Here is a 20,742-nt window from a genome sequence, read left to right on the forward strand (position 1 = left end):
ATGCTCGCGGCGTGACAGGCGACGAACAGGCTGGGCGGCGGACCTGGGCGACCCGCACCGCCCGTGACCGCAGCGACGCCCCGGCCCGCGGCAGGCTCCTGGACGCCGCCGAGACCGTCTTCGCGCGGCTCGGCCACGGCGCCGCCACGGTGGGCGACATCACCGCCGAGGCCGAGGTCTCGCGCGCCGGCTTCTACGTGTACTTCGCGTCCAAGGAGGAGATCTTCCGCGTCCTCGCGGCACGGGTCCGGGACGCCTTCCTCGCCGCACAGGACGTGCCGGACGTCGGCACCGACGACCTGCGCGCCGTCGCCGAGGCGTCCGTCGCCGCCTTCATCGCCGCCTACGCCCGCCATCTGCCCCTGCTCGGACTGCTGGCGCAGCAGGCCCGCACCGACCCGGGGGTGCGCGAGTTGTGGCAGGAGATCTGCGAGCGGCCGGTGCACCGCCACGCCCGCTACATCCGCCGTGTGGCCGCCGAGGGCAGGGCCGCGCCGGTCGCCGAACCGCTCTCCGTCGCCCGCGCGGTCGGCGGCATGTGCGTCGAGTTCGCCCGCCTGACCGCGGCGGACCCCGGCGCCCACGACGACGCGGTCCGCGACGTCACGGCCATGTACCTGCACCTGCTCGGAGTGGTTCCAGCCGTGAAGGACCATGCCGGACAGGGCACTTGAGCCCCTGACCGGGCCCGGAGTCTCCGCCGGGAAGGACGTCGGTGAAAGGCGGTTGTGGGAGCGCTCCCAACTCTGCAGGATGCTGGGGTGACTTCAACTCCCGTCGTACGTCCGTACCGCCCGCAGGACCGGGCGGCCGTCGAGGACATCTGCGTGCTCACCGCCCACAACGGCGGTGACAGCAGGCCCCATTACGAGGATCCCGGGATCTTCCCCACCACCTTCGCCCTCCCGTACGTCAAGCTGGAGCCGGAGCTGGCCTTCGTGCTGGACGACGGGCGGGGGCAGGCGGTGGGCTATGTCGTCGGCGCCGCGGACACCGCCCGTTTCGCCGAGGTCTTCCGCGCGAAGTGGCTGCCCCGGGTCGCAGATCGCTATCCGCGGCCGTCCGGACAGCCCGCGAACGCGGACGAGGCGATCGTCGCGCTGCTGCACGACCCCGAGCGGATGGTCGTCCCCGAGGTGGCCGCGTATCCGGCCCACCTGCACATCGACCTGCTCCCCGCATGGCAGGGCCGCGGCCACGGGCGTGAGCTGATGAGGACGCTGCTGGCGGCCCTGGGGGAGAAGGGGGTGCCGGCCGTCCACCTGGTGATGGTCACGGCCAACACGCGGGCCAGGGCCTTCTACGACCGGCTGGGCTTCCACGAGATCGACGTGCCGGACCCCGGCCCGGTCACCTACCTCGGGCGTACGACGGGACGACTCGACCGGCTGTGAGCGCCCGCTACCGGTGCCCCGGTCGTCCCCGTGGGCCGTCACTCACCGCCGCTGTCCGGAGGCCGCTGCCGTGACGGAGGGAGGTGCGGGGCCTCGGCGCGGCCGTGCACGGCGTGGTCCTCCGGCCTGGGAGGCGCCGGCGGCCAGACGGGCCGGTGCTCCGCGGGCAACTCCAGCAGGGCCTGACCGACCGTCAGCCGGTTGGGCAGCAGGTCCGAACTGCCGGTCTGCGCCAGCAGTTCGGACAGCCGGCGCCCCGCTCCGGCCAGCAGGAGTTTGCCCTGCCTGCGCTCCAGCAGCCAGCGGACGGCCAGCAGGCTGTTCAGCCCCCGCGAGTCGCAGAAGACGAGCGCGGTCACGTCCAGCACCAGATGCCGGTGCCCCGCGTCCACGCTGGCGCCGAGCGTGCCCAGGAAGAGCCCCTCACAACTCTGGTCGAGTTCGCCGCTGACCCGCAGGACCGCGCAGTCGTCGCAACTGGTGATCTCGGTGATGGTCAGACGGTGGGTCTGTGTGGACATCGCACCTCCATCCAGCCCTCGTGCGGTGAGCCACTACTACCAGAGCTCCCCTGCACGTCCGTGCTCGTCCGGGTCCGGCGGGCGGCCCGGACGCTTCTCCTCAGGCCTCCCACGCTGGGCCGCCCCGCGGTCCGGATGCCGCCCGAGCGTCACCCGTACGGGTGCGTGTGCCCCGCATTCCGGATGCCAGGGCCCCTCGGGCGGTTCCCGTCCGCCCTCGACCCCTCGCGCGCACCGTCGCCGCACCGGGCCCGCGTGCGTCCCGCGCGCTGCCAAGTCCCCTACGTCGCACGGTCCCGCACAGGCCGGTGCCTGTCACACGGCCTGGATGTGGACCTTAGCGCGGTGTGCACGCGAACCGGACAGGATCGCCGATTCCGGCCGCGGTCCAGGGGGGTTCGCGGGCCATCGGAGAGTCTGGCAGCCCTTTTTGTCGGACCGTCAGGAGTAGGGCACGATCAGGGAGTTCGGGACGAACGGGCGGAGCGGAGGAGCCAGTCGTGGGCCGCTCGCGCGGTGAACTCGGCCTGGCCGCCGCGCAGCAGCAGCGCGGCGGTCGCGAACGCCGGGTCGTCGGCCTGGGCGGCGAGGTAGGGGACGGCGACGCAGCGCATGCCCGCCGCGTGCGCGGCGGCGGCGCCGGGGGCCGCGTCCTCCAGGACCACGCAGTCGGCGGGGGCCACCCCCAGCCGGCGGGCCGCCTCCAGGAAGATGTCGGGGGCGGGCTTGCCGTGTGCCACCTCCTCGGCCGAGACGACGGTGGTCAGCCACTGGTCCAGGCCCGTGCCCGCGAGGATCGCCTCGATGGCCTCCGGCGAGGAACCCGACGCCACGGCCATCGGGACGCCGTCGTGGGCGAGCAGTTCCACGAACCTCCGCATCTCGGGATACACGTGCGTGGCGGCGCGAGCCAGCTCCAGATAGCGGCCGTTCTTGTCCGCGAGCAGGACGTCGAGGGGGGCTTCGAGGGCGTAGCGCTCCTTCCAGATCCGCAGTGTCTCCCGGGTACTGATCCCGACGTACCGCTCGTGGTCCGCCCAGGTGAAGTCCGTGACGCCGTGTCCGGCGAGCGTCCGCCGGCCCGCCTCGAAGTAGTTGGGCTCGCTGTCCACGAGCGTTCCGTCGAGGTCGAAGACGACCGCGGTGCCGGCGAGAGTGCTCATGGCCTCCAGGATGCCAAGAGCGTTCTTGTCGTGGCGCGGCCGGGGCGTGTGCGTGGAGCCGGGAGCGCGGGACCGTGCGGCGGAGCCGGGAGCGCGGAGCCGTGCGCCGAGGCCGGAAGAGCGGGCGGGCGCCCGGCTCGCGGGGTCAGCTCCTCGCCGCCCGGCCCATCGACTCGACCAGCGGCAGCAACCGGTGGGGGACGCGCTCGCGCAGCACCACCTCGGTACGCGTCCGGACGACGCCCGGCAGGCTGATCAGGGACTGGATGACGTCCTCCAGGTGCGCGTTGTCCCGCGCCACCACCCGGGTCAGCAGATCACCGCCGCCCGTGATCGAGAACGCCTCGACGATCTCCGGGACGGCGGCCAGGGCGTCCCCCACGTCGTCGAGATTGCCCTGCGTCACCTCGACGTGCACGAAGGCGAGCACGGGGTGGCCGAGCGCGGCGGGGGACAGCGCGGGGGCCGTGCCGGTGATCACCCCGTCGCGCTCCAGCCGGTCGAGGCGGGCCTGGAGCGTGCCACGGGCGACGCCCAGGATGCGCGCGTACTCCCGCACGCTGGTGCGCGGCTGTTCGAGGAGCAGCCGCAGGATGCGGGTGTCGAGTTCGTCCACGGCCATGGTCCGTTGGCCTTCCTGGTGTCACGGGTGATCCCTGCCGACTGTACCAATGGCCCTGTGAACGGTGAGCCGGTTGAGCCAATGCCGTCCTGATGCTTTCCTAGGGCCTATCGATGGCGCCGCGCAGCGCAGGACAGGCAATGAAGCCGGATCCGTGCCCGCGGCGCCATTCCCATGTCCCGAGGGGAATCCCCGACGGCTGTGTCGACGAGAAGTGGGGGCGGCTGCCGCACGTGAAGAAGATGTTCAGGGCTCCGGATCCGGGACTGTTCCGGCTGCGGGTCTCGCTGCGGGCGGTGCTCGGCATCGGCCTCGCCGTGACCGTGTCGGAACTGGCGGGACTGTCGCTGCCGGCCTCGATCACGGGCGGGCTCGCGGCACTCCTCGCGCTGTTCACCGTGGGAGACGCGACGGTGCGCGGCCAGGCGGTCACCACCGCCCTGCTGCCCGTCGTCGGCTTCCCCGTCCTGGCGGTCGCGACGGCGCTGCACGGGGTGCCCGCGCTGCGCGACGCGACCTGGCTCGCGGTGGTCTTCTGCGGCGTGTACGCCCGCCGCTGGGGACCGCGCGGCCACGCGCTCGGGATCTTCGCGTTCATGATGTTCTTCACCACGCAGTTCCTGCACGCCCTGCCCGGCCAGCTGCCGCAGCTGTACGCCGCCGTCGCGCTGTCCCTGGCCGCCTCCTCGGCGGTCCGCTTCGGCGCGTGGTGCATCGAACGGCGCACCCCGCCGCCTCCCGCGCCCGCACCGCTGGACGGGCGGGGCCTCGACCGCCCGGCCACCCGCCAGGCCTTCCAGGCGACCGCCGCCTGCGCCTTCGCCGTCGCCGCCGGACCGGTCCTCTCGCACGAGCGCTGGTACTGGGCCGTCGGCACCGCCTGGTGGATCTTCGTGAACACGGCGTCGCGCGGCGAGACCCTGGTGCGCGGCTTCCGGCGCGTCGTCGGCACGGTCACCGGCATCGGCGCCGGGCTGCTGATCGCCGTCCCCCTGGACGGCGCCCCGGCGCCCACCGCGGCACTCGTGGCCGTCTGCGTCTTCGGCATCTTCTACACGGCGGCGCCCTCGTACAGCTGGATGATGTTCTTCGTCACCGTCATGGCCGGCCTGCTGTACGGGCTCCTCGGTGTCCTGCACCCGGGACTGCTGGCCCTGCGGTTCGCCGAGACCGGTGTCGGGGCCCTCGGCGCCGCGCTCGCCGTCGCGCTGATCCTGCCGATCACCACGCACGCGGTCACCGACCGCTGGGTGGAACGCGCCCTGCACGCGGTGCACGCCTGCACCGCGACGGCGGCGCGACGGCTGGCCGGTGACGCCGCCGCGGACCCCGCGCCCCGGGTCGCGGAGCTCGAAGCCCTCCTGGGGCGGGTGCGGGCGGCCCTCGCGCCGCTGGTCCATCCGCTCAATCCGCTGCGGGTGCGGAAGGCGCGGGCCCGCGAGATCCTCGCGCTGCTCGACGACTGCGCCCGCGAGGCGCGGGGGCTCGCCGCCGTCGCCGCCGACCCGGACGCCTCGCACGACGCGCGCCTGAGCGCCGCCTGCGGGCGCGTCGAGGCGGCGATGGCGACACTGGTCGGCGCCGTGCCCGAGGGCGCCGTGCCGGTCCATCCGGCAGCGCCGGGCCACCACCCGGGCGCCGAGCAGGCCCTGGCCCACCTGCACGGCCTGGAGCGGGCGCTCGCGGCCCTGGCGGGACCGCTGCGGGGTTCGCGGCTCCTCGGCGCCTGAGAGGCCGCTCGACGGCCCGCCGGGGCGCGCGACCGGCGGCACGGCCGTCCTGACACCTCCGGCCGTTCCGCGGCCCGCCGAGGCGGGGGCGCGCGACCGGCGGCACGGCGGTCCTGACACCTCCGGCCGTTCCGCGACCCGCCGAGGCCGCAGGCACGGCGAGGCGCGAGCCGGCGGACACAGCCGTACGAACACCTCCGGCCGCCGTACGCCCTGGCCGTGGACGGCGATCGGCGACCGACGTTCAGCTCGGGGGGGGGCGGGGGACCGGTGCCAGGGGCGCCGGGAACGGCGGTCGGTCGCAGTCGCCGGACGCTCGGTCGCCGCCGCCGGCGCTCGCAGCGGGATCTCCGTCGCCGCCGACCTTGTCGTGCGGCCCCTCGGCCGGACGCGTGGCGCCTCGGTCGGCGTACGCCCTGACCGTGGACGGGGACTGGCGTTCGGCTCGTGGGGCGTGGCTAGTGGCCCGGGTGCCTCGGGTACGACGGTCGGTTGCAGTCACAGTCGCCGGACGCCTGGTCGCCCCCGTCGGCCCGTGCGCGCGGGACCCCCGCCGCTGACCCAGCCGGGGCCCCTCGGCTGGACGTGCGGTTGCCTCCGTCGGCATTCGCCCTAACCGTGTACGGCGACCGGCGTACGGCTCACGGGGCGGGGCTGGTGCCTCGGGAACGTCGGTCGGTGGCGCTGGCCGGACGCGCGGCTGCTCCGCCGACCCTCGCCCGCGCGATCCCCGTAGCCACGGAGCTACCCGGCGGCCCTTCGGCCGGACACGCGGTCGCTCAGCCAACCCTCGCGCGCGGGATCCCCACCGCTGACCCAGCCGGGGCCCCTCGGCGGGACGCCTGGTCGTCTCCGTCGGCGGACGCCCCTGGCGGTGGACGAGGACCGGCGTACGGCGTACGGCTCGCTGGGCGGGGGCCGGTGACACGGCTGCCGGGAACGGCGGTCGGGCGCGGTCGCCGCCGCCAGCGCTCGCCCGCGCGATTCCCGTAGCTACCCGGCGGCCCTTCGGCCGGACGCACGGTCGCTCCGCCAACCCGCGCACGCGAAATCCCTGTCGCCGCTGACCCAGCCGGGCCCCCTCGGCGGGACGCTTGGTCCTCTCCGTCGCCGGACGCCCCAGGCGGTGGACGGGGACCGGCGTACGGCGTAGGGCTCGCTGGGCCGGGGGCCGGGGGCCGGGGGCCGGGGGCAGGTGACACGGGTGCCGGGAACGGCCGGTCGGGCGCGGTCGCCGGACGCGCGGTCGCCGCCACCCTCGCCCGCGCGATCCCCGTCGCTGCTCACCCACCGGGTGATTCCTCGGCCGGCGGCTCGGTCGGCTCCGGCGGCGTACGCCCTGACCGGCGACCGGCGACCGGCGACCGGCGACCGGCGCACGGGTCACGGAGCGGGGCCGGTGCCCCGGGAGCGGCGGTCGGTCGCGCTCGCCGTACGCGCAGTCGCTCCGCCGGCCTCTCGCCCGCCCGACCTCAGTCGCCGTCGGCCTCTCCGCCGGACGCGCGGTCGCTCCGCCGGCCCCCGCGTGCGGGATCCCCCTTGCGGCCGGACCACCCGGCGGCCCGGCGGCCGAGCGCAGGCGCTTCCGGCCGTCGTCGCAGGGGGCCTCGGACGGCTGGCCCCAGCTTGGTCTAGACCGATGGACCCCTGCTGCTACCGTCGCCCCGGACAGCGCAGAAGGCGAGAGGGGACGGCAGTGACAGACGGCGTCAGGCGGCAACCACGGGCGTTCATCGGGTCGTTCACGGCGGCGGGTGGCCACGGTGTCCTCACCGCGGCCATGGACGAACAGAGCGGCACGCTGACGGTTCTGAGCGCCGTGGACGGCGTACCCGATCCGTCGTACCTCGCCCTGTCACCCGACGGCGGCACGCTCTACACCGTCAGCGAGACCTCCGACGGCGCGGTGGCCGCCTTCCGCGTGACGGGCGACAAGCCCGAACTCACCGGGCCGCCCGTGCCGGTCGGCGGCAGCGGACCCACCTACCTCAGTCTCCTCGACGGCCACGTCCTGACCGCCAACTACGGTTCGGGCAGCGTCACCGCCGTACCCGTCCGCGCCGACGGGAGGCTCGCCGACGCCCCCTCCGGCGTGTTCACGCACACCGGCTCCGGCCCCCACACCCCGCGCCAGCAGGGACCGCACGCCCACCAGGTGCAGCCCGACCCCAGCGGCCGCTGGGCCGTGAGCGTGGACCTCGGCACGGACTCGGTGCGGGTGTGCGCGCTGGACGGCGGAACCCTCGCCCTGCACCGCGAGACGGCGCTTCGGCCCGGCTCCGGACCCCGCCACCTGGCCTTCCACCCGCGCGGCGAGCACGCCTACGTCGTGAACGAACTCGCGCCCACCGTCACCGTCTGCCGCTGGGACGCCGCCGAGGGCACGCTGCGGCCCTTCGGCGAGACCTCCGTGCTGCCCAGCTCCCCGGACGGCGACGCGTTCCCGTCCGGCATCGCCGTCTCGCCCGACGGGCGGTTCGTCTGGATCGCCACCCGGGGCGAAAACGTCCTCTCCGTGCTCGCGCTCGACGGGGAGGAACTGCGCCTGGTCGCCACGGTGCCGTGCGGCGGCACCTGGCCGCGGGCGATCGCCCTGCACCCCTCGGGGCGCTTCCTGTACGTCGCCAACGAGCGCTCCGGGGACGTGACCTGGTTCGCGGTCGACCCCGCCACCGGGATGCTCCGCAAGAGCGGCTCGATCGAGGCGCCCGCGGCGTCCTGCGTGGTGTTCGGCTGACCCGCCCTCTCCCGGTCGGCCGCCCGGCCCGGCGCACGGCGAAGGGCCCGTTTCGTGGAAACGGGCCCTTTCGGCGTCCGATGTGCGGGTGATTCCTGCCGGCGGTCGCGCGAGTCCGCTGGACCGGCCGGACAGCTCTAGCGGGCCGGCGCGCCCTGCGACTGCTGCGGGGCGATGCCCAGCGCAGTCGTGTACTTGGCCAGGGCGAGCTTGCCGATCGCCGGGTACGGGCCGAGCGCCTCGGCGGCGGAGCAGCCCGCCTCCTTGGCGGCCGCGTCGAGCAGCCCCGGGTCCAGCTCGGGGCCGATCAGGTACGGCGCGAGCGCCAGCTGCTGGGAACCGGAGGAGCGCAGCTGCTCGGCGATCGCCGCGATGGAGCCCTCCTCGTCGAGCGCCGCGGCCATGACCGGCACCGCGAGACGGGCGGCCAGCAGCATGCCGGTGATCCCGGCCGCCTGCACGGCCTCCTCGCCGCCCACCGACGCGAGGATGATGCCGTCCGCCGCGGTCGCCACGGTGAACAGCCGGGCACGGTCGGCGCGCGCCAGACCAGCCTCGGACAGGCGCACGTGCAGCGCCTCGGCGAGCAGCGGGTGCGGGCCGAGCACGTCGGTCAGGTCGGCCGCGACGCGGCTCTCCATGACGGCCTGGCGGATGCGGCGCAGCAGCGCGTTGTCGGGGCCCGCGAGCAGCGGCACCACGACGGCCACCGGGCCGTCGGGCTCGGCCACGTCCGCCCCGGCGGCGCGCGCCTGCTCGAATCGGGCCGTGCGCTCCTCGGCGGCACGGCCGAGAACGGACTGCAGGGTGGGGAACTCGGCGTCGTCGCCGTCCAGGTACCCGATCCGGGCGTCGAGGCCGGGGAGCTCGGAGCGGGCGATGCTCACGACCTCCTCGGCGAGGCTGCGCGTGGCGGCACTGGGAGTGCCCGGCAGCGCGAGGACGAGCGCGGGCGCGCCCTCGGGAGCCGCCAGCGGTTCCGGGCGGCGGTGCCGCCCGGGCTGGCGGGGTCGCGGCATTCGTACTGGCAGGCCGGACGCGGGCCCAGTGGGGGAGCTCATGGCGCCGCATGTTACTGGCTTCCTGGGCTCCCCTGTTCGGGGAGGGTGCAGGTGAGCGGTATCCGTCCGCTTTTGTCGCATGAGTTACGTACAGATCAGAAATGATCACTACGGCCCGTCTTGACGAGGCCGCCACAACCACCACGGAATCCAGACCTCGCACATCGGGCGAAGAGCGTCAACCGGCCGTCTCGGACACCACGTGCAGCAGACGCTCGTCCGGCGCGAGCGCGAGGTCGCCGCGGACGAGGTCGATCGCGATGATCATGGCGCCGTGCAGGGGGTCCCCCGCGGCCGGTACCGGGCGGGCGTGCGGCAGTTGCGCCGCCAGCTCCTCCCGCAGCGGTACGAGGAGCGGGTCCCCCATCTTGAACAGGCCGCCGGTGAGCGCGACTTGCGCCTCCTCCGTCTCCGGGCAGACCGCGGCCGCGGACTCGGCCATGTGCCGGGCCGCCGCCCGCAGGATCTCCGCCGCCACCGGATCGGCGCCCGCGGCCGACGCCACCTCGGGAGCGAAGGAGGCCAGCACCGCGGGCCGGTCGGTTCGCGAGTACAGCCTGCCCGGCAGCTCCGGCACCGGCCCGAACCGTTCCTCGACGCGTGCCAGCAGCGTCGCCGAACCTCCGCGCCGACCGTCGAAGGCTCGCAGCGCGGCCTCCAGTCCGGCCCGCCCGATCCAGGCTCCGCCCCCGCAGTCGCCCAGCAGATGACCCCAGCCGTCCGCCCGGCGCCAGCTCTTCAGGTCCGTCCCGACGGCGATCATGCCCGTGCCGGCGGCGATCACCGCGCCCGGCCGTCGGCCGAGCGCTCCCGTGTACGCGGTGACGGCGTCGGCCGCCAACACCACGCGCCGCACGCCCAGTTCACGTTCCAGGGCGGACGGCAGCCGGGCCCGCAGATCGTCCCCCAGGGTGGCGAACCCCGCCGCGCCGAGGGCGACCGCCCCCAGCTCCGCGACGCCGGAGTCCGCCATCAGCCGCCGCGCCATCGGCAGCAGTTGCTCCAGCAGGTGATCCGCGTCGATGCCTCGCGGGCCGGTGCGCACCGGTTCCGCGGACGTCAGCGGTCCCGGCAAGCCGGTGCCGGCGTCGGCCGGGGCACCGAGCACGGCCCGCATCCCGGAGCCGCCCGAATCCACGGCCAGCACTCCGGACACGGGGCCGGGGCGGCTCACGGCAGTCGCCAGTCCACGGGCTGCGCGCCCTGCCGGCTCAGGAGGTCGTTGGCGCGGCTGAAGGGGCGCGAGCCGAAGAAGCCGCGGTCCGCGGACATGGGGGAGGGATGCGCGGACTCGATCGAGGGGAGGTCCCCTAGGAGCGGACGCAGATTGCGGGCGTCCCGGCCCCACAGGATCGACACCAGCGGCCGTCCACGGGCCGTCAGCGCGCGTATCGCCTGTTCGGTGACCTCCTCCCAGCCCTTGCCCCGGTGGGCCGCGGGACTCCGGGGCGCCGTGGTGAGCGCCCTGTTGAGGAGCAGGACTCCCTGCTGCGTCCAGGGCGTGAGGTCGCCGTTCGACGGCTGCGGGACCCCGAGGTCGGTGGTGAGTTCACGGAAGATGTTGATCAGACTGCCGGGCAGCGGCCGTACCTCCGGCGCGACCGAGAAGGACAGCCCCACCGCGTGTCCCGGAGTGGGATAGGGGTCCTGCCCGACGATGAGGACGCGGACCTCGTCGAAGGGCTGCTGGAAGGCGCGCAGGACGTTCGGTCCCGCCGGGAGGTAGGTGCGTCCCGAGGCGATCTCCGCGCGCAGGAAGTCACCCATCTCGGCGATCCGCCCGGCGACGGGTTCCAGGGCCTTCGCCCAGCCCGCTTCGACGATTTCATGCAACGGTCGTGGTGCCACGGGCGTCACCCTACTGCCGTACAGGCGGCGGCGATCAACCGGTCACCGTGGGACGGCCGCAGGACGACCGGAGACGACCGAAGCCGACCGCCGGACGGCGAGACGGGTCGCGAGACCGCACGACGAGCGCGCGGAACCGGTCCGCCCACGCGCCTTTCATGACCCCGCCCGCATCCCGGCCGCCCCGCCGCGCCCCCCGCCCACATCCCGGCCTTCCCCCGTCTCTCCGTGCCCCCTGCCCAGGTCCTGACCGTCCCGCCTTCCGTGACCGCCGCCCACGTCCCGGCCCGCACATCCCTCCGCGACCCCGTCCACGTCCCGCCCCTCCCGTCTCTCCGCGCCCACGCCCACGTCCCCCCCCGCCTCTCCGCGCCCGCGTGCCGACCATCCCGGCGCACCGGTACACCGCCGGACGGGATGCACAGCCGCGGGCACCGTCCGGGAGGGCGGGCCGGCGGCAGCTCAGTCCACCACCGCCGCCCGGACACACAGCACGTCCGGCAGATGCGCCGCCAACTGCTGCCAGCTGTCGCCGTCGTCGGAGGAGGCGAACACCTCGCCGTTGCGATTGCCGAAGTACACACCCGCCGGGTCCGCGTCGTCGGTGCACAGGGCGTCGCGCAGTACCGTGCCGTAGTGGTCCCCGTCGGGGAGGCCGGCCACCAGGGGCTCCCAGTTCTTGCCCGCGTCCGCCGTGCGGAAGACCCGGCAGCGCCGGTCCGCCGGGACCCGGTCCGCGTCGGCGTTGATCGGGAAGACGTACGCCGTGTCCCCGCGGTGCGGATGGGCGGCCACCGCGAACCCGAACGTCGACGGCAGCCCCGCGCCGATGTCCGTCCAGTGCGATCCCGCGTCGTCGCTTCTGTAAACACCCCAGTGGTTCTGCAGGTACAACCGGTCGGGGTTCGCCGCGTCCCGCGCCACCTTGTGCACGCACTGGCCGAACTCCGGGTTCGGATCCGGCAGGAACACCGCCGAGACACCGGAGTTGGACGGCTCCCAGCTCGCGCGGCCGTCGGTCGTGCGGAACACCCCCGCCGTGGAGACGGCGACCGTCACGGCCTGCGGGTCGCGCGCGTCCGTGAGGATGGTGTGCAGTCCTTCACCGCCGCCTCCCGGCACCCACTTCGATCGGGTCGGGTGCTCCCACAGCGGACGTACGAGCTCGAAGGTCTCCCCCCGGTCCTCGGAGCGGTACAGCGCGGCCGGTTCCGTGCCCGCGTAGACCACGTCCGGCTCGGCGGCCGCGGGGTGCAGCTGCCAGACCCGCTCCAGCGAAGCCCCGGTGTCCTTGGGGAACTTGACGGCAGGCTGGGCGGGCTCGGTCCACGAGCGGCCGAGGTCGTCGGAGTGGAAGACGGACGGGCCCCAGTGCGCGCTGTCCCCTCCGGCCAGCAGCCTGGGCGTCGGCCCGCGGGTGTCGATGGCGACCGAGTAGACGGCCTGTGCGTTGAAGTAGGGACTCTCGTCGAACTCCCAGACGCCGCCCCGGCGGCGTCCGACGAAGAGACCCTTCCGTGTACCTACCGTGAGCAGTACGTCGGCCATGCCGACCACCTCCGCGACGTCGTTGTCCCAGCACCGGTCAGTCTGCACCCCGGCACTGACAGTCACCTCTGGACGGGCATCACCGCAGGTCGGAACGTGGTGTCGAGGGGCGCGAGGCACTCGTGGAGACGCCCGCCGGTCCGCTCGGGCCGACGTGTCCGCGATACAGGGGCGGAGGCAGGCATGAGGTCCGGGAGTTGGAGCATCTGTATGAGCATCGACGAGACGGCACCCGTATGGGACGGCGGTCCGTCATGTCCCTGACTCCATGAGGAGGATGCCCCGATGACGGCATTCCGTGGTCCGAAGGTGTGGTTGTGGCGCTGGCGGCGCAACCCGCTGCGCCGGCCCAGTGACACGCTGGAGGCCTGGATCCTGCTCGTCGCCTCGGTCGTCACGGTGCTGTGCGGGGTGTTCACGGGGCTGGCCGTGGCGCGGTCCGTCGAGAACGGCCTCGCCCGCGAGCGCGTGGAGTGGCGGCCCGTCACGGCGACGGTCACCGAGGACGCGCCGCGGATCAAGACCGCCGCGAGCTCCTCCGGCGCCGACCGGGTGTGGGCGGACGTCCGCTGGAGGGCGAACGGCTCGGCGCACGCCGGGCAGGCTCGGGTCGAGTCCGGCAGCGCGGCGGGCACCCCCGTCACGGTGTGGATCGACCGGGGTGGCCGCCTGGTCGCCCAGCCCGTCTCCGCGGCGCAGGCGCGGCTGCGCGCGTCCCTGGTCGGCACCCTGGCCGGGGTGGGCGCGGCGGCGGTGCCGTTCGCCTCCGGGCAGCTGGTCCGGGGCCGGCTGGAGCGGCGCCGGATGGCCCAGTGGGACGAGGAGTGGGCACGCTTCGGGCCGCTGTGGGGCCGCAAGACGAGCTGAGCACGACGGCCCCGGCCGGGACCCTCCCCGGCGAGTCCGTGCCCACCGGCAGCCTCAAGCGCCGTCCTGGCGCGCCCCCTGTCGTCCGTCTTCCACCGCCTCCCGACAGGCCCGCAGCAGCTGTTCGTCCTCCAGGATGTCGTGGCTGCCGAAGCCCCCGGAGCGTGCCCTGTGCCGTCGCGGGTTGGTGAGTTCGGCGTGCGGGAGGTCGTGCAAGGGCGCTCCGGCCGAGCCCAGTTCGGCGAGGCAGCTCGCGATGGTGCCGCGTGTGTACGCGTTCTCCAGCCATGCCGCGCGGAACACCGGGAGGACTGCCTCCGCGTCTCCGGTGACCCGCCACAGCGCGCAGGCCGCGGTCGTCCGCTCCCACACGTCGTCGGAACCGAGCATGCGAAGCAGGGCGGACGAGGCGGAGCGGGCCGGCCTGCCCAGGCGGCCCAGCGCCTCGGCCGCCGCCCGTCGTCTGTGGGCCCGCTCACTGGTCAACTCCCCTGTCAGCACCGGGAGTACGGCATCGGGGTCCCGCTCCAGCGACCAGAGGGACGCCGCCGCGGTCACCGCGCAGTCGGTGTGCAGCAGCGTACGCAGCGCCGGTATCGCGTCCGGGTTCCCGAGCTCGCCCAGAGCGTGGGCGGCACCTGCCAGGAGCGGGTCCCTGTTGCGCAGGCCGCCCGGTGCCAGGTGCACCAGCCGCAGTACGTCCGGTGCGGCGGCGCCGTCTCCGAGGGCGGCCAGCGCCGTGAGCAGCGGCGCCGCGCGATCGTACGTCTCGGGGGAGTCGACGGGAACGTCGGCGAGCCGGGCCCGCAACAGGGGGGCCAGGGCGGTGACGGCCGGCCCCGCGTACGGGATCACGTATCCGATGTCCTTGGGTACCTCGGGCAGTTCCAGCACCTCGGCCAGGAGGGGGACGGCCCGTGCATCGCCCGTCCTGGCCAGGGCTTTGAGAGGTCCGCCGAGGGAGGGCGCGCCCCGCTCCCAGTGCCGCACCCGGGATTCGGGACGGGCCGCGGCGAGCTCCGCGAGGTCGTCGGCGGCCGGGACGGCCAGGGTGAAGAGGTCCTCCAGGACGGACACCGCGGCGTCGCGCAACCGCTCGTCGTCCGCGCGAAGTTGTTCCCCGATGAGGGTGACCGGTTCGTCGAAGGACGCCCGCCATTCGCGGAACAGCACGGCGGACATCCATACGGCGTTGCACCGGTCGGTGGCGTCCGGGCTCGTCAACTGGCCTTCCAGCAGGGCGATCCGGTCCCCGACGCGCCCGCCGAGCGCGGTGTGCAGCGTCCGCAGGAGCTGGGAGCCCTCCTCGTCGGCCGGACGCAGCCGCCGGAGGTGGCCGATGAGTGTGTCCGTCTCGGGCCGCTCGGGCTCGTCCGGCGCTCGGAGCTGCCGCGACCTCTCCCGCAGCAACTCGACGACCGTGGGCACCAGATCGGCGGGCAGGTGCTCGGGCGCGCAGCTCGCCAGCTGGCCGAGTGCGGCGAGTCGCAGCCCCGGTTCGCCGGCCGCCGCACCGATGCGCACGAGGCAGTCCACGGCGGGGGAGGCGGAGGCGGGATACAGCCGGGCGAACAACCCCAGCCCCTCGGCCAGCGCCAGGCGGACCCGGTCGTCCGTCTCCTCGGCGAGGCGCTCGCGCAACAGGTCGAGTACGCGCGCCGGTTCGCCGAGGAAGCGGACCAGGGCCGTCGGCGCCGCCCGCCGCACCTCCGGGTCCCGGTCCGTGACGAGCGAGGCGAACACGGCCGCGCCCGACCTGACAGCCGCGCGGGCCATCGCGCAGTTGTCGTCGGAGGCGGCGTACTCCTCGTCGCCGTCCTGCGGATCCACGGTTCCGCCGCCGATGCTGGCCAGCAGCTCGACGAGCCCGCCCCGGTCCGGGACGTCCTCGGAGGCGATCAGCGCGAAGAGGAAGGGGATGCAGGCGAGCGTCGAGTCGTACACGTCGCCCTGGTGGTGCACCGCCCCGTACATCCCGTCGAGCGACCTCTCGCGCTCCTCGGGCTGCGGGGAGGCCAGCCCGCGCAGCAGTGCGGGTACGTCCTCGGCGCTTCCGTACGCATGGTCCATCGAGGCCCAGTCGACCTCGTCGATCCCCCTGAACACGGCGTCCCTCCCGGACGGTCGGCGATTGATCGAGAGTGTGCACCACAGCACTGACAGTCACGTCCGGGAAGCCGAGTCGGTTGGCCGGTGCATCGGGATCGAGCCGTCGTCGCGCGGCGCCCCGCGGCCCGCCCGGCACCCCGACGCGCGTCGCGGCAGGCGGTGGACACGAGGCAGACACACCGAGGACGGCTTCACGACCCCGTCGCCACGGCGGGGAAGGAGGCCGCCAAGCCGCTGCACGAGGGTGTCGCAGGTCGGTGGCGAAGGGTGAACGTGCTGGTGAGGCGCCTATGCGGGAGGTCGCACGCCTGCCGGACGAGGTGCCGTCTGGGGGCGAGGGGGGTTCACGGCGCGGTGACGACCGGGCACGCGAAAGGAGCCGCACAGGACGGCGTGATGTTGGCCGATACACGCACGAGCGCACACCCGTGGGGCGGGTGCGGGGCCGGGGCGCCGTCGGGACCGGCGGCACGGACGCGGCGGGTGACCTCGGCGGTCCGAGGTCACCCGCCGCGTCGGTCCGTCAGACGGAGCGGTGGTACTGGTCGGGCACGTGAACCTCGGCGCCGAGTTCGCGGGCCGCGAGCCGGGCGAAGGACGGGTTGCGCAGCAGCTCCCGGCCCAGCAGCACGGCGTCGGCCTCCTCGTTGGCGAGGATCTTCTCGGCCTGCTCGACGTCCGTGATCAGACCCACGGCCGCGACGGGCATCGGCGTCTCGGCCTTCACGCGGGCGGCGAAGGGCACCTGGTAGCCGGGACCGACCGGAATGCGGACTCCGGAGGCGTTGCCGCCCGTCGACACGTCGAGGAGGTCCACGCCGTGCTCGTGGAGCTGCGTGGCGAAGCGGACGGTGTCGTCCGCGGTCCAACCGCCGTCATCGAGCCAGTCGGTGGCGGAGATGCGGAAGAACAGCGGCTTGTCGTCCGGCCACACCTCCCGCACGGCGTCCACGACCTCCAGGGCGAACCGGGTGCGGTTCTCGTACGAGCCGCCGTAGGCGTCGGTGCGGTGGTTGGAGTGCGGGGAGAGGAACTCGTTGATCAGGTAGCCGTGGGCGCCGTGGATCTCGTCGACGGTCAGCTCGGTGGGTACGGGGTGCCGCTCGTCGAAGGCGAGCGCGCTCGGCGCGAGCGGCTGCCAGCCGTGCCCGTCGGCACCGACCGGGGCCCCGCCCTTCCAGGGCCGTTCGGTGGAGGCCTTGCGCCCGCTGTGCGCGAGCTGGATGCCGGGCACCGTGCCCTGCGAGACGAGGAAACGCGTGATCCGGCGGAACGCCTCGACCTGCGTGTCGTTCCAGATGCCGAGGTCGTAGGGGCTGATGCGGCCCTCGGGGGAGACGGCGGTCGCCTCGACGATGATCAGGCCCGTGCCGCCGGCCGCGCGGGCGGAGTAGTGGGAGAAGTGCCAGTCGTTCGGCACGCCCGCGTCAGGTCCCGCGGGGGCCGCGGAGTACTGGCACATCGGGGGCATCCACACCCGGTTCGGGATGGTCAGATCGCGCAGGGTGTAGGGCTCGAAGAGCGCGCTCACGTCGGACTCCATTCGTCGCGGGGGGCCGCGGTACGTCTCGTACGATAGCCTTCGTAGTACGGAGGATGTCAAACTACGAGGCTTCTCGTACAATGGGAAGCGGTGGACCGGACTCCGCGTGCGTCGCCGGACGTGCGGCCCGCCCCGACGAACTGGAGCCGCCGTGACGACCGCCGCCCCCGCAGGCAGCAGCCGCGATCTTCCGCACCCCGCCAACGAGGAGATCCGGCTGGAGAGCGTGCTGCACGCCCTCTCCGACCCGATGCGGCTCCAGGTCGTGCGCGAGCTCGCCGCCGACGGAGGTGAGCTGTCCTGCTCGCGCTTCGACCTGCCGGTCACGAAGTCCACGACCACGCACCACTTCCGGGTGCTGCGCGAGAGCGGGGTGATCCGGCAGGTGTACCGAGGTACGGCGAAGATGAACGGGCTGCGCAAGGACGACCTGGACGCGCTGTTCCCCGGACTCCTCGACAGCGTCCTCGAAGCGGCGGCCCGACAGGCGGACCGGCTCCAAGGAGTCTGAGGAGCCCGTGCCTGCGATCCAACGGGGTGTGCCCGGCGGGTGGTTGGATCGCCGAGGCTCAGCGCCTCGGTGAACTCCTGGTCGGTGAGCGGCGGTCGGTGAACTCCTGGTCAGTGAGCGGCAGTTCGCGCGCTCGCGGGGAGGTGATCGACGTGGTCCCGGCCGACCGTCACGGTCGGGCCCCTGACCGTCCGCCCCGCCGAGGTGGCCGCGGGGAGCGCCGGGCGCGTTCGCCCGCCAGGGGAACGGCAGCCGCCGTCACGGCCCTTCCGTCCGGGCCGCCGCCAGCAGCGACGTCCAGTCGGGGAGCTTCACGACGCCCCGCCCGAGCGAGGCTCCCAGCTCCGCCTCCGCCCGCTCGATCGCCCGCCACCCGGCCCACTCCACCGGCGACACCCCGGCCGCCCGCAGGGCCGCGAGCGGATCACCGGGCACGTCCCGTCGTACGAGGGTGGGGGCGTCCTCGATCAGCGAGGTCACCGTCTCCTTGGCGCACGGCCGGTTGGTGCCTATGACGCCCGTCGGGCCGCGCTTGATCCAGCCCGCCACGTACTCGCCCGGAGCGACGGCACCGTCCCGCAGGACGCGCCCCGCGAGATGCGGCACCGTGCCGCGTACGGCGTCGAACGGCAGCCCTTCGAGGGGTACGCCGCGATAGCCCACCGAGCGCAGCACCAACTGCGCCTCGATGGTCTCGTACCGCCCCGTGCCCGTGACTCCGCCGTGCCCGTCCGGCACCGTCCGCTCGAACCGCACCGCGCCCACGCGCCCGTCCACGGCGAGGAGTTCGACCGGGCGGAGGAAGAAGCGCAGCCCGATCCTGCGCCGTCCCGTCGCGGGCGGCGCCGCGGCCCAGGCCCGCATCACCTCGACGTTGCGGCGGCTCGCGGCGGGCAGGGCCGAGGGGTCGGTGTATCCGGGGTCGAGGGCCAGCTCCCGCGGATCGACCGTCACGTCGACGTCGGGCATCGCGCCCAGCTCGCGCAGTTCCTTGGTGGTGAAGCGGGCCTGCGAGGGGCCGCGGCGGCCCACCATGTGGATCTCGGTGATCTCGCTGGCGGCCAGGGCGGTGAGGGCCGCGTGCGGCATGTCCGTGGGGCTGAGTTCGGTGCTGCCGCGGGCTAGCATCCGCGTCACGTCGACGGCGACGTTCCCCACGCCGATGACGACGGCCCGGCGTGCGCCGGTCACGAAGCCGTCGGCGGTGGAGTCGGGGTGGGCGCTGTACCAGGACACGAACTCGGTCGCCGACCAGCTGCCGGGCAACTCCTCGCCGGGGATGCCGAGATGGCGGTCGGTGGCGGCGCCCACGCAGTACACGACCGCGTGGTACAGCTCGCGCAGGCGGGCCGCCGGCAGTCCACCGGGTCCCACCTGGACGCCGCCCAGGAACCGGACGCGCTCGTCCTCCAGGACCGTACGCAGATTGTTCTGGAGGGACTTGATCTTCTCGTGGTCGGGCGCCACCCCGTACCTCACCAGGCCGTACGGGCACGGCAGCCGGTCGAGCACGTCCACGCGCACCTCGGGCACCAGGCGCTGCTGGAGGAGGCTCTGGGCGGTGTAGACCCCGCTGGGCCCCGAGCCCACGACGGCGACATTCAGCACGGCGGAACTCCTTCCCGACGTCGAACGGCGAGGAGATCGCTGGTGCCTCCAGCATGGCACCGGGCGGCGCCGGGCGGGAGGGGTGCGGGGCTGCGCCGACGGGGTACGGTCCCGGCGGTCGGCATGCGAGCCTATTCGCATTGAATGTGATCATGCGGTTACGTTGCGTATGTGCTGGAAGCATCCTTTCTTAATCTTTCTGATCGAGAACGACCGGATGGCGCGGTGTCCGTGCGGCCCGCGTGGCAGGTGCGGGAGGACGGGCACCGGACGTCGTGGTTCGACGTCCGGCTCTGCTTCGGTGACGGCGCCGGGGTCGACGTCCTCGCGGTGGTCTCCCCGGAGGGCGTGTCCGTCGAGGACGTACGGGCCTGCCCGCCGCTCTCGCTCGACGACCTGACGGTGCTCGCCGAGTGGATCGAGGGCCCCCTCTTCGAGGCGTGCGGCGGCGGGTCCGCGGAGTCCCCGCAGACGCCGGCCCGCCGGGCCCGGCCCGCCTGGCCGCGCGGCACCGAGGGGCGGCGCCTGGTGGCGGAGGAGTACCGGGCGGCGCAGGAGGACGGCAAGGACCCCGTCCTCGCCGTCATGTGCGCGACCGGCCACAGCCGTCGGCGCTCGCTGCGCCTGATCGCGGGCGCCCGCGACGCGGGATTCCTCACCCCGCGCCACGCCCGCCGCTGAGCGGGCCCGTGGGCGCCGCCCGCCGCCGTCACATGTCGCGCATCCGGCTGATCTCGCTCGTCTGCTGGGCGATCACGTCGTCGGCCATCTCCTCGATCTGGACGTTGTTGCCCTGCGCCTTCACGTCGGTGGCCATCGTGATCGCCCCGTCGTGATGGGTGATCATCAGCTTCAGGAAGAGTTCGTCGAAGGACTTCCCGTGGGCCGCCCGCAGCTTCGCGAGCTGCGCCTCGGTCGCCATCCCGGGCATGGCCTCGTGGTGGTGCCCCGTGCCCCCCTTCGAACCGCCGTGCTTTTTCAGCCAGCTCTTCATGACCGCGATCTCCGGCCCCTGGGCCGCCGTGATGCGCTCGGCGAGCAGCCGTACCTTGCCCGACGCCGCCCGCTTCGGGGCCAGTTCGGTCATCTCCAGGGCTTGGCTGTGGTGTTCGATCATCATCCGCGCGTAGGAGATGTCCGCGGAGTTGGGAGCGCCGTCGCCGGAGTTCTGCTTGCGGGCGTCCTCGGCGGAGAGCGTCTCGGCCGCCTCCCCGGGTTTTCCGGGAGCGATCACCGAAGGCCCGTTCGCCTTGGGGGACTTGGCGTCCGCGTCGGGGGAGCCGGAGTCGCAGCCGGCGAGGGCGAGTACGGCGGCGACCGTGAGCGACGCCGTGACCAGGCACGCTCGGGACGTACGGCGAACGAGCACAACGACCTCCTGTGGCCCTGACGTTGACGGACACCTCTCGGTGCTGAGGACCGTCCTAGCACGCATCGGGGTGCCGGTGATCAAAAACTTTTATTAAGGCTCCGTTGCCAT

General features: G+C 74.1%; 18 protein-coding genes. 7 read left to right on the forward strand and 11 right to left on the reverse strand.

Annotation, left to right across the window (positions count from 1 at the left end; genetic code table 11):
- Positions 1–11 precede the first annotated feature (11 nt).
- A complete protein-coding gene (locus tag ACZ4VA_RS14050) occupies positions 12–674 on the forward strand; it encodes a TetR/AcrR family transcriptional regulator (RefSeq protein ID WP_389389176.1) in 663 nt (220 codons plus the stop codon).
- Positions 675–761: 87 nt separating this feature from the next.
- Positions 762–1,394, forward strand: a complete 633-nt coding sequence (locus tag ACZ4VA_RS14055; protein ID WP_468081395.1) for a GNAT family N-acetyltransferase — start codon at positions 762–764, stop codon at positions 1,392–1,394.
- A gap of 38 nt (positions 1,395–1,432) precedes the next feature.
- On the opposite strand, the gene ACZ4VA_RS14060 is transcribed toward ACZ4VA_RS14055, so the two are convergent.
- The 3 genes from ACZ4VA_RS14060 to ACZ4VA_RS14070 all read right to left on the reverse strand — a co-directional run bounded on the left by ACZ4VA_RS14060 (position 1,433) and on the right by ACZ4VA_RS14070 (position 3,700).
- Complete coding sequence (locus tag ACZ4VA_RS14060; RefSeq protein ID WP_355794577.1) at positions 1,433–1,915, reverse strand: STAS domain-containing protein; 483 nt, start codon at positions 1,913–1,915, stop codon at positions 1,433–1,435.
- Between the two features lie 458 nt (positions 1,916–2,373).
- A complete protein-coding gene (locus tag ACZ4VA_RS14065) occupies positions 2,374–3,078 on the reverse strand; it encodes an HAD family hydrolase (protein WP_468081398.1) in 705 nt (234 codons plus the stop codon).
- A 145-nt stretch (positions 3,079–3,223) separates the two neighbouring features.
- Complete coding sequence (locus ACZ4VA_RS14070) at positions 3,224–3,700, reverse strand: Lrp/AsnC family transcriptional regulator (RefSeq protein WP_355794237.1); 477 nt, start codon at positions 3,698–3,700, stop codon at positions 3,224–3,226.
- A 242-nt stretch (positions 3,701–3,942) separates the two neighbouring features.
- Here ACZ4VA_RS14070 and ACZ4VA_RS14075 point away from each other — a divergent pair, with 242 nt between their 5' ends.
- Positions 3,943–5,430: an FUSC family protein gene (locus tag ACZ4VA_RS14075; protein ID WP_356238778.1), complete on the forward strand. Its 1,488-nt coding sequence runs from the start codon at positions 3,943–3,945 to the stop codon at positions 5,428–5,430.
- Between the two features lie 1,696 nt (positions 5,431–7,126).
- The gene (locus ACZ4VA_RS14080; RefSeq protein WP_356238507.1) at positions 7,127–8,167 is read left to right on the forward strand and encodes a lactonase family protein; all 1,041 of its coding nucleotides are present in this window, start codon (positions 7,127–7,129) and stop codon (positions 8,165–8,167) included.
- A gap of 137 nt (positions 8,168–8,304) precedes the next feature.
- On the opposite strand, the gene ACZ4VA_RS14085 is transcribed toward ACZ4VA_RS14080, so the two are convergent.
- From ACZ4VA_RS14085 to ACZ4VA_RS14100, 4 genes are all read right to left on the reverse strand, one after another.
- Positions 8,305–9,228, reverse strand: a complete 924-nt coding sequence (locus tag ACZ4VA_RS14085; RefSeq protein ID WP_356165880.1) for a sirohydrochlorin chelatase — start codon at positions 9,226–9,228, stop codon at positions 8,305–8,307.
- Between the two features lie 178 nt (positions 9,229–9,406).
- A complete protein-coding gene (locus ACZ4VA_RS14090; RefSeq protein WP_355790874.1) occupies positions 9,407–10,345 on the reverse strand; it encodes an N-acetylglucosamine kinase in 939 nt (312 codons plus the stop codon).
- Between the two features lie 53 nt (positions 10,346–10,398).
- Positions 10,399–11,076, reverse strand: coding sequence for a uracil-DNA glycosylase (locus tag ACZ4VA_RS14095; protein WP_356165877.1), 678 nt, complete (start codon positions 11,074–11,076; stop codon positions 10,399–10,401).
- Between the two features lie 462 nt (positions 11,077–11,538).
- Positions 11,539–12,624 (reverse strand): WD40/YVTN/BNR-like repeat-containing protein, encoded by a 1,086-nt coding sequence (locus ACZ4VA_RS14100; RefSeq protein WP_389389426.1) that lies wholly within the window; start codon positions 12,622–12,624, stop codon positions 11,539–11,541.
- A gap of 285 nt (positions 12,625–12,909) precedes the next feature.
- Here ACZ4VA_RS14100 and ACZ4VA_RS14105 point away from each other — a divergent pair, with 285 nt between their 5' ends.
- Positions 12,910–13,491, forward strand: coding sequence for an Rv1733c family protein (locus tag ACZ4VA_RS14105; RefSeq protein ID WP_356165874.1), 582 nt, complete (start codon positions 12,910–12,912; stop codon positions 13,489–13,491).
- A 54-nt stretch (positions 13,492–13,545) separates the two neighbouring features.
- Here the strand turns inward: ACZ4VA_RS14105 and ACZ4VA_RS14110 are convergent, their stop codons facing one another.
- Together ACZ4VA_RS14110 and ACZ4VA_RS14115 are read right to left on the reverse strand one after the other, a co-directional pair.
- On the reverse strand, positions 13,546–15,597 hold the full coding sequence (locus tag ACZ4VA_RS14110; RefSeq protein ID WP_468081402.1) for a HEAT repeat domain-containing protein: 2,052 nt from the start codon (positions 15,595–15,597) through the stop codon (positions 13,546–13,548).
- A gap of 526 nt (positions 15,598–16,123) precedes the next feature.
- Positions 16,124–17,131, reverse strand: coding sequence for an NADH:flavin oxidoreductase/NADH oxidase (locus tag ACZ4VA_RS14115; RefSeq protein WP_468081404.1), 1,008 nt, complete (start codon positions 17,129–17,131; stop codon positions 16,124–16,126).
- Positions 17,132–17,294: 163 nt separating this feature from the next.
- Between ACZ4VA_RS14115 and ACZ4VA_RS14120 the strand changes: the two genes are divergently transcribed.
- Complete coding sequence (locus tag ACZ4VA_RS14120; RefSeq protein WP_355796058.1) at positions 17,295–17,654, forward strand: ArsR/SmtB family transcription factor; 360 nt, start codon at positions 17,295–17,297, stop codon at positions 17,652–17,654.
- A gap of 258 nt (positions 17,655–17,912) precedes the next feature.
- Here the strand turns inward: ACZ4VA_RS14120 and ACZ4VA_RS14125 are convergent, their stop codons facing one another.
- A complete protein-coding gene (locus ACZ4VA_RS14125) occupies positions 17,913–19,262 on the reverse strand; it encodes an FAD-dependent oxidoreductase (protein ID WP_468081407.1) in 1,350 nt (449 codons plus the stop codon).
- A 225-nt stretch (positions 19,263–19,487) separates the two neighbouring features.
- Here ACZ4VA_RS14125 and ACZ4VA_RS14130 point away from each other — a divergent pair, with 225 nt between their 5' ends.
- Positions 19,488–19,943, forward strand: a complete 456-nt coding sequence (locus ACZ4VA_RS14130; protein WP_355792734.1) for a DUF6214 family protein — start codon at positions 19,488–19,490, stop codon at positions 19,941–19,943.
- A gap of 28 nt (positions 19,944–19,971) precedes the next feature.
- Here ACZ4VA_RS14130 and ACZ4VA_RS14135 read toward each other — a convergent pair whose 3' ends face one another.
- Complete coding sequence (locus tag ACZ4VA_RS14135) at positions 19,972–20,631, reverse strand: DUF305 domain-containing protein (protein ID WP_356238495.1); 660 nt, start codon at positions 20,629–20,631, stop codon at positions 19,972–19,974.
- Positions 20,632–20,742: the final 111 nt, after the last annotated feature.

This window comes from Streptomyces sp. NPDC028308 (assembly GCF_055565855.1).